An 11,573-nucleotide genomic window follows, 5' to 3' on the forward strand; every position below is an offset into this window, starting at 1 on the left:
GACGCGGGTGGATGCTGCGGGCCGGGGTTGCTCGTCGGTCCGGGGCGTTTCGTCTCGCTCACTCAACGACAGGGCGACGAGGAATGACTCAACCCGGCAGCTGACGCTCCCTCTCCCGCGCGCGCTGCGGGGGAACCGGAGGGGCGGGTGCGTCCAGGGCTCGCAGCATCCGTTCGAGCGTCTCGCGCAGCTCTTCCCGAGCAGGCGACGGCAGGTCCGTCGTGTACTCCACGCCTGCCGGGATCCAGGTCAGGCCGTACATCGTCTCGCGGAAGTCCGACCCGCCGACCGGCCACCGCGTGTGCGTCGCGTCCTCGGCCGTCGCGCCCTGACCCCACTGGCCGAAGTAGTCCCGCATCTCGTCCAGCCGCAGCTCCATCACGGCGTCGGCCTCGACCGCCTGCCGCGCCCACGAGCGTGCGACGAAGATGAACTCCTCGATCTGCTCCGGTGTGAGCGGCTTCGGCTCGAAGAGCACGCGGGTGTGCGCGACATCCGCCAGCCGATCCACGCGGAAGGTGCGCCAGTCCTCCTTGTCGAGATCCCAGCACAACAGGTACCAGTGCCGGTCGGCAGGCGCGAGGGCGTGCGGCTCGACGCGACGATGCGTGACCTCGCCCGACGCCGCCGTGTACGTGAAGCGCACGCGCTCGTGATCGCGCGTGGAGAGCGCGAGCTCACCGAGCACCTCGCCCGACACGGCGGCGCCGGCGTTGAGTCCGGCGGGCTGCACGGTCTCGGCCAGCGCGGCGACGCGGCGGCGCAGCGGAGCGGGCAGCACCTGCTCGAGCTTCGCGAGCGCGGTGATCGTCGTCTCGGGACCACTCACGAGGCGCTGGGATGCCGCCACCCGCAGCCCGATCGCCATCGCGACGGCCTCTTCGTCGGTGAGAAGCAAGGGCGGCACGGCGCTGCCGGCCTCGAGGCGGTAGCCGCCCGCCGCACCCGGGATCGACTCGATGCGGTAGCCCAGGTCACGCAGCCGCTCGACGTCGCGCCGTACGGTGCGCTCGGTGACGCCCAGCCGATCGGCCAGCTCGGAACCCGGCCAATGCCGATGCGTCTGGAGCAGGTTGAGCAGCGAGAGGGCTCGGGTGGTGGTGTCGGACATGCGAAAAGAATCTCATGGATCGCGGACAGGATCTGTCCGCATCCGCTCCTAGCTTGGGGGCATGGCGAACGAATCGATCATTCAAGCGCAGGGTCTGACCAAGCGCTTCACCGTGAAAGGCAAGACCGTCGAGGCCGTCACCGACCTCGCGTTCGAGGTGGCGCGCGGCGAGCTCGTCGCATTCCTCGGACCCAACGGCGCCGGCAAATCGACCAGCCTGCGCATGCTCACGACCCTCATCCCGCCGACGTCGGGCACCGCGCGGGTCGTCGGGTTCGACATCCTGAAGCAGCCCGCCGAAGTCCGCGCGCGCATCGGCTACGTGGGCCAGCTCACGAGCGGCAGCTTCTCGCAGCGCGCCCGCGACGAGCTGCTCAGCCAGGGTGCGTTCTACGGCATGTCGAAGGCTGCGGCGCGGACGCGGGCCGACGAGCTCATCGAGTCGCTCGACCTCTCGGGATTCGCGACGCGGTCGGTGCAGCAGCTGTCGGGTGGGCAGAAGCGCCGGCTCGACGTCGCGCTCGGACTGATGCACGCGCCGCCGCTGCTGTTCCTCGACGAGCCGTCGACGGGACTCGACCCGCAGAGCCGCGCCAACCTCTGGCAGCACATCATCGATCTGCGCGCGCAGTACGGCACGACGGTCTTCCTCACGACGCACTACCTCGAGGAGGCCGACCGCTACGCGGAGCGGGTCATGGTCATGGACAAGGGCCGCGTCATCGCCGACGACACCGCGACCCGGCTCAAGGCGGAGCTCGCGGGCGACGTGCTCACGTTCGGCTTCGCAGACGAAACGGATGCTGCCGCCGCCGTCGCCGTGGTGCAGAGGCTCACCGAGCGCGAGGTGCGGCGGGTCGAGGCATCCGTCGTCCTCACGGTTCCGGAGGGCGACGCGCTGCTGCCCGCGGCGGTGCGCGCGCTCGACGCTGCCGGGCTGATGGTGCGCACCGCGACGGGAGTGCCGCCGACGCTCGACGACGTGTTCCTGGCGCTCACCGGCCGCACGCTGCGCGAGGCCGGCGAGGGCGAGGGCGAACCCGAGGAGAACGCGGATGCGGCGGCTGCAGCATCCGCGACCGCCGAACAGGCGGCCGAGACGACAGGAGCGAAGCGATGACTGATCAGATGCAGACGCGGATCGAGACCCGCCCCGACACCGCGGTGCGGGCGAACCCTGCGCGCGACACCTGGAACGTGCTGACCCGCGAACTCAAGCCGGTGGTGCGTGATCCGTTCACGCTGATCTTCAGCCTCGTGCAGCCGCTGGTGTTCCTCGGGCTGTTCGCGCCGCTGCTGGTCGGCTCGTCGGGCGCTCCGGTGGGGGAGACCCTGCAGTGGTTCGTGCCGGGCGTGCTCGTGATGATCGTGCTGTTCGGCACCGGCGCGACCGGGTCGAACCTGCAGTACGAGATGATGACGGGTTCGCACGAGCGCACGCTGGTCGCGCCGCTCGCTCGGTCGTCGCTGCTGGTCGGCCGCGCGCTCAAGGAGATCGCACCCATCGTGGTGCAGGCGCTGATCATCGTGCTGATCGCGTGGCCGTTCGGGTTCACGATCAACGTGCCGGGGCTCGTGATCGGGCTCGCGCTGCTCGCGGTGTTCGGGGTCGGGTTGGGCTCGCTCTCGTACACGCTCGCGCTCAAGACCAACGACCGCGAGTGGCTGTTCTGGGGTGTGCAGCAGACGCTGATCTTCCCGCTGCTGATCCTTTCGGGCATGCTGCTGCCGCTCGACGAGGGGCCGGCCTGGATGCGCGCGGTGTCGACGGTGAACCCGGTCAACTGGGTCGTGCAGGCCGAGCGCGCGCTGTTCGCCGGCGACCTCGGCGCGATCGAGGTGTTGTGGGGCTGGGTCGCCGCGATCGTGCTCGCCGTGGTCGGTCTGGCCGTCGGGATCCGCGCGATGCGCAAGAGCAGCTGACGGATGTGGGATGCTGCGGACCCGGCGTTCTGCGCCGGGTCCGCGGCGTTTCGTCTCGCTCGTTCCTCGCTCGCTCAACGAGCGGGGCGGGTCGGGCTACTGCGGGACGGGGGTGGGCACGTGGTGGGCGACGGCGACGCGGTCTCCGCCGGCCATCTTCGCCTCGTACATGGCGTGGTCGGCGGCGCGGATGAGCTGGTCCATGACCGGAGCGCCGTCGTTCCCGACGGTGACCACGCCCACGCTCGCGGTGATGGACAGCACCGGAGGAAGGTCGGCGTACGGCTCGGCGATCGCCGAGCGGATGCGATCGGCCAGCGCTGCGGCGTCGCCCACGCTGTCCACCGCGGCGACCGCGATGAACTCGTCGCCGCCGAATCGTCCGAGCACGTCCGACTCCCGGATGACCCCGCGCAGCCGCTCCCCGATCTCGCGAAGGAGCGCGTCGCCGGCAGCGTGACCGAGCAGATCGTTCACGGCCTTGAAGCCGTCGAGATCGATGAAGATCACGGTGAGCGCGGAGTAATCCTGGAAGAGGGTGCGTGTGACGTCTTCCTCGATCAGTCGCCGGTTCGGCAGCCCGGTGACCTCGTCGTGCATCGCCGCGCGACGCAGAGTGTCTTCGAGGCGGATCCGCGCGATCGCCTGGGCCGCCTGATTGGACAGCGCCTCGGCGAGCGGAACCGCCTCTTCGTCGAACTCCCGCGGGTGGTCGAAGAAGCAGACCATCGCACCGACCGCATCCCCGTGGGACCGCATCGGCGAGGCGATCGCCGCATGCACGCCGCCCGCCCGATAGATGTCGCTCATGCCGACTCCGGGCACATAGGAGTCCGCATGCTCAGGGGAGCGCACGATCAGCACCTGGCCGCCGAGGAAGGTCGTCGTTCCGGCCGGCCGGAGGTCTGCCGGCCAATGGGCGGCGAGCGGGTTCACCCCGGCGACCTGGACCAGCCCGTCAGGCCCACCGATGTGCACGCTCACGGCGCTCGCGGCGAACGCCCGCTGCGCCACGTCCACCAGGAGTTCCGCCGCGTCGCTCTCGGTCCTGACATTGCCGAAGCCGACCGCCGCGTTGAGGAGGATCTGCAGTCGCTGCCGACCGCGCTCCGTCTTCGCCTCGGCGCCCTGGAATCCCAGGTTGAACGACGACCGGGTCGACACGTCGTAGACGGCGATCTGTTCCACACCGCCCTCGTCCTCACCGAGGGAGCCGACCACCACGGGCCGGACAACGCCTGAGATGCCATGGAGAGTTGCGTCCGTCGGGCGCTCACCGTCAGCGGACGCCAGTGGCATGCGGAGTGTGAGGAGTGTCTCGAGCGGCTTTCCGATCACGTCTTCCCGGTCGCAGCCCATCCACTCGAGCACCTGCTGATTCGCGTCGAGAATCGTCGACTGACGATCGACGGCGATCAGCCCGCAGATCGCGAGATTCAGCATGGGAACCCCTTAGCGTGGGGTGTGGTCAGGATGCGGCATCCGATCGGGGCGTTTCCGTGGATCACGGTGCCTCCTGGCTTCTGTATCGAGGCGATGATGTGGGCGGAGCGGGGAACGACATCTCGCCTGCGGGTGGGACCAGTCTAGTCGGTGCTTCGCAGAATTAGATAAATATTCTAAATATTCGCAGACTGACTATTCTGATCTCGGAGCGATGGGGGGAGAATGTCGTTTATGGCGAACGACACACCGGCGCTGACCCTCGGGGTGGCGCTGCGCCGGTACCTCGATGCGCGCAACGCCGCGCTGGTGACCGCGCGCGCCAGTCTCGGCATCACCGACACCGATGCCCGCGCGCTGCTGTTCGTGGTCGGCAATCCCGGAACGCGGCCGACGGCGCTCCGTGAATACCTCGGCATCACCTCCGCGGGAGTGACGACGCTCATCGACCGGCTGGTCAGCCGCTCTCTCGTGCGACGCGATGTCGACCCGGCTGACAGGCGGGTGAACCGCATCACCGCCATCGTCGATATGGGCGAAGACCCCTGGTCGGCCCTCAACCGGTTCGACGATGACTTCGAGGTTGCCGTCGGCGCCGCGGATCAGGCGCTGGTCGGAGACTCGGCGGCCCTGCTCAACGCCCTGACCGTGGCGACGGTCGGGACGCGGCACTGACCTGCGACTCAGGCGACGTCGGTGCCCTGATACGCCCGCGACTTCGCCTCGAGGAACGCGCACAGCTCGGAGACCGCAGCCAGCTCGGCGGAAAGGTCGAGCACCCCCGCGGCGTCGAGCACGAGATTCTCTTCGCGGGGTTCCATGGTCACGACCCATCCGATGGCTTCCTGCGAAGCCGGTTGGATGAACACGCCGGTGGGAGCGTGACCGAGCTCGAAGAACACCAGCCCGGTGTTCGCCCCGCCGTCGCCGTCCTGCACCATCACACGCGCGGAGTCCGCCAGTGGCTTGCCCTGCGCACGGTACTCGGCGAGCCAAGACTCCAACGTCTCCAGATTCCGAAACGCCATCGCGATCCTCTCCCTGCATCTGCGACGAGAAAAGTATAAGGATCGGGCGATCCCTCCTTGAAGACCTCGCCACGAGCGTGCGGCGGAGACGGACTTTAGCCGATCCTCGCTCGTCCCGCGTCGGCTTGCGGTCGGGGCACTTCGCAGGGCTGACTTGAGGGATGCCCACCACTCCTGGAGACCTCGCGGATGATCTGGCGGCCGCCGTCGGCGGCGCCGAGATCTTCGCCGTCTACCAGCCGCAGGTGTCGCTGGAGAGCGGTTCGATCGTTGCGGCCGAGGCGCTGTGCCGCTGGCGGCACCCGCGGCTCGGGGACATCGATCCCGTGACGATGATCGGCGTCGCCGAGCAGAGCGGCGTGATCCACGCGCTCGGGCGGCGAATACTCGACGAGTGCCTCGACACGCTCGCGGGATGGCGCGAGACGGGCCGCGACTGGGCTGTCGCCGTCAACGTCTCGCAGATGCAGTTCGAGGACGAATCGTTCGCCGATCATGTCGCCGGCGAGTTCGAGCGTCGTGCGCTCGCGCGCGGCTCCCTCGTCTTCGAGCTTCCCCGCGACCTGCCGCCGATCGGCGATGATGCCGTGCTGTCGCGACTGCACCTGCTCCGCGGGATCGGCGTGGAGTTCTCGCTGGCCGGCTCGGGCGTCGAGGCTCCCTCGCCGGAACTGCTGCTTAGCCTGCCGGTGGCCGAGGTGAAGCTGCCGGGTGAACTGGTGCGAGCCGCTGAGCGGCCCGCGCCGGCGTGGTTGCGCGAGCAGGTCGAGGTCGCGCATGCACACGGTCTGCGCGTGGTGGCGGAGGGCATCGAGACCCTCACCCATCTCGACACCGCGGTCGAGCTCGGCTGCGATCGGGCGCAGGGGTTCCTCATCCGGCAGCCGCACGAAGAGATCGCGTTCCCGTAGACCGTGCTCCACAACAGGTGTGCAACGGGTTCCGATGACGGTGCGGGCGCGCACGACGGCGGATCTAGGATCAAGGGATGACGACGGCGCGACGGCGAGGCATCCTCGCTGTCGTCACCGCGATCATCCTGCTGGCGCTCGGCGCCGGGGTCGCGTTCGCCGTCGGCGACGCGCTCGGCATCCGCACCGAGCCCTCGGCCCAGATGGAGCCGCAAGCCCCCGTCGTGCCGACGGTCGCCGAGCCCGTCCTCCCGCCTTCCTTAACGTTCGACGCCCCCGCGACGGAGCGCGTGTCGGTCGCGCTGGAGGAGTTGACGGATGCTGTGACCGCAGCATCCGGAACCTCCGGCGAAGCCGTGCTCACGGTGCGGATCGACCCGACCCTCGTCGCGACCGACGACGCGTACGCCATCGAGGGCGACGCCGCCGCGCTGCTCGTCCGCGCCGGAAGCGAAGACGGCGTCACACGCGGCATCTACGACCTCAGCAACCAGATCCGCGCTGCGGCCCCCCTGACGGACCTCGTCGGAGCGCACGAGGCGTCGCGTCTGCCGCTGCGCATGACCGACCTCGGCGCGGTCGGCGTGATCCCCGATCCTGCCGAGTGGGAGTCCGGCGACGACTACTCGCACGCGTCGAAGGCGTTCGCCGCGGTCATGCAGCCCGAGCCGCCGTACGTCGACGAGACCGCGCTCGCTGCCGCGTTCGACGACTTCGACGGGTTCCTGCGGCACTCGCTCGCGAACGGGTTCAACGCCGTCGCGTTCCCCGGGTTCGTCGAGTACGTCACGTTCGACGAGGCACCCGACGGCCCGGTCTACGCCGACGGCGACGACCATCGCGACAAGGCGCTCGCCCTGCGCGACGCGTACGCGCCCTTCTGGGAGCGCGCCGACGAGCTCGGCATGAAGGTGTTCCTCCGCACCGACATGCTCGCGCTCACCGGTCCGCTCGAACAGTACCTCGCCGACGAGTTCGGCTCGCTCGACACCGAGAACCCCGAGCTCTGGGACGTCTACACCGCCGGCCTCGACGAGCTGTACGACGCGGTGCCCGCGCTCGACGGCGTGCTCATCCGCATCGGCGAGGCGGGTCCCGTCTACGACGTGGGCGGCTGGGACTACTACTCCGCGCTCGAGGTGACGTCGGTCGACGCCGTGCGCACGATGCTCGAGGCGTTCACGGCGCAGGCCGAGGCATCCGACCGCGAAGTGATCTTCCGCACGTGGTCGGTGGGTGTCGGCGCCGTCGGCGACATGCACACGAACTCCGCGTCCTACGAGGCGGTGCTCGGCGGCATCGACTCGCCGGCACTCATCGTGTCGACGAAGTACACGCTCGGCGACTTCTACACGTGGCTGCCCCTCAACGACACCCTCGAGCAGGGCTCGCAGCGGCGCATCGTCGAGTTCCAGAGCCGGCGCGAGTTCGAGAACTTCGGCGCGTTCCCCAACGACCTCGGCCCGCAGTACCAGTGGGCGCTTCAGCAGCTGCTCGCCGCGAACGACCAGGTCGAGGGCGTCTGGGTCTGGACCCAGGACGGCGGCCCGTGGCGCGCCGGACCCATGAGCCTGTACCTGAAGTCGGGATTCTGGCAGCTGTACGAGCTGAACACGCAGCTCGCAGCATCCCTCGCCCAGAATCCCGAAGCCGACGTCGCCGGCATCACCGCTGCCTGGGCCAGGGAGTACTTCTCCGAAGACCCCGCCACCGTCGAGGCGATCGTCGATGCGATGACGCACTCACGTGACGCCATCGCCCAGGGCATGTACGTGCCGCAGTTCGCCGAGCAGCGCGTGTTCGCGATCGGGCTGGAGCCGCCGCCCATGATGTGGATCTTCGAGTGGGACATCCTGACGGGCGACTCCGCCGTGCTCGACGTGCTCTATTCGATCGTCCGCGACAGCGGTCCCGATGGTGTCGAAGCAGCGATCGGCGATGGCGCCGAGGCGGTCGTCGCGGTCGAGCAGATGCGCGATCTCGTTTCGGAGACGGATGCTGCGACCTGGCGCTCGCCCGAGATGCGGGCCGCGTTCCTCGACACGCTGGACTACGAGCTCGACACCCTCCGGCTGCTCGAGTCGTATCGCGCGATGATCCTGCATCAGGGTCAGTGGCACGACACGCTCTCGCCCGAGGCACACGCGCAGTGGGATGCCGACCGCGTCGCGTACGAGGAGCGCGCGGCCGAGCACCTCGCGACGTACGAGGGCGACCTCGCCTACCCCGCGTTCAACCTCACCGCCGCGCAGCTCGGCGTCGAGCGCGCGGTCCGCGACGAGCCCATGGCATGGGTCGCCCGGGTGCTGCTCGTGCTCGCGCTGGCGTGGGTCGTGATCGGCATGCTCGCGGCGCGGACGCGGCTGGTCGCCAAGCCCGGCGCCGCAGCGGCACGCGCGACGTGGATCGCATCGACCAGGCCGTGGCGGGCGCGCGAATCCACCCTCGGCATGCTCGAGCTCGACCGGTGGCTGCTGCTGATCGTCCCGGCGGGGCTGCTCGTCGCGACGCGCGCCGTGCAGACGTCGTTCCTCTCGTGGACGCACCTCGCCGTCATCATCGGCGCCTGGGTCGTGTTCGCGCTCGTGCTGCGGGTCTTCGTCTGGGAGCGTTCGCCGTGGCCGGTCATCGCGGCCGTCGGCGGGGTCGTGATGCTGCGCTGTATCGTGACGCTGTTCGCCCTTTCGTTCACGGGTCCGGGCGGCTATTGGTTCGCGTTCTGGACCGACCCCCTGCTGCGCACGGTGTACATCAGCATCGCGTTCGCGCTGTTCGTCTGGGTGTTCGTCGCCGCCGGTTGGGCGCTCTCGGCGCAGGTGCGCGCGCGGCGCGCGACCGGGTACGTGCTCGCCGCGGTCGGCGCCGGGCTGCTCGTGCCGGCGGTGGTCGTCGGGGCGATCGGCCTCGAGACCGCGCTCACGCTCTGGAACGACGAGATGGGGCTGCTGCCCTGGGGTCTCGCCCGCATCCTCGGCATCACGACGTACCTCGAGATCCCTTCCGTGACCCCGTGGGCGGCCGCCGCGTTCGGTGGCGCGCTGCTCGTCGTCGGCCTGCTGCTCGCGGTGCCGTGGCGACGGCGGCGGGGCACAGCATCCCTTCCCTCCTGACAACGGGGAGTGCGCGGCGGTAGTGGTAGGACCACACGTTTCCGAGGAGTACCGTAGAGGAATCCCCCGAAACGATTCGAAGAGGTCATTCACCATGCGCTCACGAAGCACAGCACTCCTGTCCATCGCCGCCGTCTCCGGCCTGCTGCTCGCCGGCTGCGCGTCGACCGCCAGCCCCGAGCCGACGTCCTCGTCGGCCGCCGACTCCGTCGTGAAGTCGTCGGTCACCGAGCCCGCCGCCGCCGGTGAGCGTGTCGGCGCCGACGGCACCGAACTCGAAGTGTGGAGCAGCATCGTCCCCGACGAGAGCGCCGCCGCCACGCTCGACGAGCCCGCCGAGGGCAACCAGTGGGTCACCGTCAACGTCGCCCAGTGGGTGTCGGAGAAGGGCCAGTCCGACGTCGACGTGGCGCCGGTCCTGCGCTCGACCACCGACGAGTCGTTCTCGGCCGACGCGGTCTCGCAGCGCTCCGTCGAGGTGCCGATGACGCCGGAGAAGTCCTACACCTTCGTGTGGAGCTTCCAGGTTCCCGAGGACCTCGTCGACGCCGAGACCCTCGTGGTCTGCGTCGGCTCGGGCGACGAGGGTTGCAGCAGCCTCGTCGCCGAGTGATCGTCAGGCGTCGGTCGCCCCACGGCCGGCGCCTGATCCACCGCGTGCGCGCCGTGTGCCCTCGGGCACACGGCGCGCACGCGTTCACGGGGCTGGGGGAGACGGTGCTGCGGTGCGCGGCCCGCGCTGCAGGCGACGGGCGATGCCGACCAGGCCGCCCACGAGCGCGACAGCGCCTGCCGCGAGCAGGAGGTACGCGACGATCGCGGGCGCGGAGAGGGAGACGACCCAGTCCGCCACGGCGTCTCGCCGGCCCGCGTCGACGGTGATCCACAGTGCCGTCGCGGAGATCGCCCCGAAGACCAGACCCCAGATGATCGCCGCCCATCGCGTGCGCGGCGCCGCATCCACCGCAGGGCCGGTGACGGGCTGCTCGTCGGGCGTCCCCGCGGGCGGGGCCATCACGAGGGGCGGCGTGAGGTCGAAGGTGGGGTTCGTGTCGGTCATCGCTGTTCCTCCGGCTCGTAGACGGTCACGTAGACGGAACCGAGTCCCTGTTCCAGCACGATCTTCTGGCGGGTGGCAGGGTCGCCGGCGGCCGCGGTGTTGCGGGTGAACCACGACCACTCCGACGTCCCCTCTTCGCCGGGGCGCAGGGTGACCGGCACCTCCTCGACGGCGTTCGACCGCGGGTCGAGGCGCTGCACCTCCACCCGGCCGGCGCCCAGCCGCGCCTCGATCTCCACCGCGGTGCCCGGGTTCACCGTGATGTAGGTGACACCGGTGCTCTTGCGGATCGTGATCGTGCCGGCGTCGACGTTCTCGTCCTCCGAGAGGGGCAGCACGGTGATGTCGGTGCTGCCGAAGGGCTGCACGATCGTGGTGGGAACGGTGCTCGTGCCGAGACCCACGTTGCCGAGCACGAAGCTGCGCGGACCCGAGGCGATGGCCGTCACGACTCCGATGGTCACGAGCACGATGGCGACCGCGGTGAGGAAGCCGCTGCGGCGACGCGCGATGCCGGCGACCACCACCGCGAGGCTCACGACGATCGCGGCGGACAGGATGCCGATGGCGGCCGCGAAGCCGGCCAGCGCCGGGTCGCCCAGCGCGATCAGCACGGTCAGTGCTCCGGCGACGATCGCGGCTCCCAGGGCGGTGACGACGAACACGAAGCTCGTGCGCGGACGGGTCGCGCGGCGCACGCGACGGCGCTCTTCTGCCTCGGCGGCATACACGGCGCCGTGCGCGTGTCGTTCCCGCCGGGCCTGTTCGCGGGCGGCGCGGGCCGCGTCCTGCTGGCTGCGACGCCACGCGTCGTTCTGCACCCGCCACTCTTCCTGGCTCGCGCGCCAATGGGCGCGCCAGTCCGCCGCCGCGGCATCGCCGGCGTCGGGAGGCGGCGCAGCGCCCGCGGCGTCTGGAGTGGGAGCGGGAACCGTCTCCGGTCCTGTCGCGGATCCGGCCGGCGCCCCCCCCGGCCGGGCCCCGGGG

11 protein-coding genes are annotated in these 11,573 nt (G+C 70.2%); 6 read left to right on the forward strand and 5 right to left on the reverse strand.

Annotated features, from left to right (window positions below):
• Positions 1–88: 88 nt before the first annotated feature.
• Positions 89–1,111 (reverse strand): helix-turn-helix transcriptional regulator, encoded by a 1,023-nt coding sequence (locus tag ACLBXX_RS19170; protein ID WP_447659341.1) that lies wholly within the window; start codon positions 1,109–1,111, stop codon positions 89–91.
• A gap of 61 nt (positions 1,112–1,172) precedes the next feature.
• Here ACLBXX_RS19170 and ACLBXX_RS19175 point away from each other — a divergent pair, with 61 nt between their 5' ends.
• Both ACLBXX_RS19175 and ACLBXX_RS19180 read left to right on the forward strand, forming a co-directional pair.
• The gene (locus tag ACLBXX_RS19175) at positions 1,173–2,231 is read left to right on the forward strand and encodes an ATP-binding cassette domain-containing protein (RefSeq protein WP_447659342.1); all 1,059 of its coding nucleotides are present in this window, start codon (positions 1,173–1,175) and stop codon (positions 2,229–2,231) included.
• Positions 2,228–3,034 carry an ABC transporter permease gene (locus ACLBXX_RS19180; protein WP_447659343.1) on the forward strand — a complete coding sequence of 269 codons (807 nt, stop codon included), beginning with the start codon at positions 2,228–2,230 and terminating at the stop codon, positions 3,032–3,034. The genes ACLBXX_RS19175 and ACLBXX_RS19180 overlap by 4 nt, the downstream gene beginning before the upstream one ends.
• A gap of 96 nt (positions 3,035–3,130) precedes the next feature.
• Here ACLBXX_RS19180 and ACLBXX_RS19185 read toward each other — a convergent pair whose 3' ends face one another.
• Complete coding sequence (locus ACLBXX_RS19185) at positions 3,131–4,477, reverse strand: diguanylate cyclase (RefSeq protein WP_447659344.1); 1,347 nt, start codon at positions 4,475–4,477, stop codon at positions 3,131–3,133.
• Between the two features lie 234 nt (positions 4,478–4,711).
• Between ACLBXX_RS19185 and ACLBXX_RS19190 the strand changes: the two genes are divergently transcribed.
• Positions 4,712–5,152: a MarR family winged helix-turn-helix transcriptional regulator gene (locus tag ACLBXX_RS19190; protein ID WP_447659345.1), complete on the forward strand. Its 441-nt coding sequence runs from the start codon at positions 4,712–4,714 to the stop codon at positions 5,150–5,152.
• Between the two features lie 8 nt (positions 5,153–5,160).
• Here the strand turns inward: ACLBXX_RS19190 and ACLBXX_RS19195 are convergent, their stop codons facing one another.
• Complete coding sequence (locus ACLBXX_RS19195) at positions 5,161–5,505, reverse strand: hypothetical protein (RefSeq protein ID WP_447659346.1); 345 nt, start codon at positions 5,503–5,505, stop codon at positions 5,161–5,163.
• Positions 5,506–5,666: 161 nt separating this feature from the next.
• Between ACLBXX_RS19195 and ACLBXX_RS19200 the strand changes: the two genes are divergently transcribed.
• From ACLBXX_RS19200 to ACLBXX_RS19210, 3 genes are all read left to right on the forward strand, one after another.
• Positions 5,667–6,416: an EAL domain-containing protein gene (locus ACLBXX_RS19200; protein WP_447659347.1), complete on the forward strand. Its 750-nt coding sequence runs from the start codon at positions 5,667–5,669 to the stop codon at positions 6,414–6,416.
• 77 nt (positions 6,417–6,493) lie between these two features.
• Positions 6,494–9,526, forward strand: a complete 3,033-nt coding sequence (locus ACLBXX_RS19205; protein ID WP_447659348.1) for a hypothetical protein — start codon at positions 6,494–6,496, stop codon at positions 9,524–9,526.
• A gap of 94 nt (positions 9,527–9,620) precedes the next feature.
• Complete coding sequence (locus ACLBXX_RS19210; protein ID WP_447659349.1) at positions 9,621–10,139, forward strand: hypothetical protein; 519 nt, start codon at positions 9,621–9,623, stop codon at positions 10,137–10,139.
• Positions 10,140–10,223: 84 nt separating this feature from the next.
• On the opposite strand, the gene ACLBXX_RS19215 is transcribed toward ACLBXX_RS19210, so the two are convergent.
• Together ACLBXX_RS19215 and ACLBXX_RS19220 are read right to left on the reverse strand one after the other, a co-directional pair.
• Positions 10,224–10,586: a hypothetical protein gene (locus ACLBXX_RS19215; RefSeq protein WP_447659350.1), complete on the reverse strand. Its 363-nt coding sequence runs from the start codon at positions 10,584–10,586 to the stop codon at positions 10,224–10,226.
• On the reverse strand, positions 10,583–11,573 hold a 991-nt coding region (locus ACLBXX_RS19220), incomplete at its 5' end, for a hypothetical protein (RefSeq protein ID WP_447659351.1). The genes ACLBXX_RS19220 and ACLBXX_RS19215, both read right to left, overlap by 4 nt.

The organism is Microbacterium sp. C23T, from assembly GCF_053345975.1.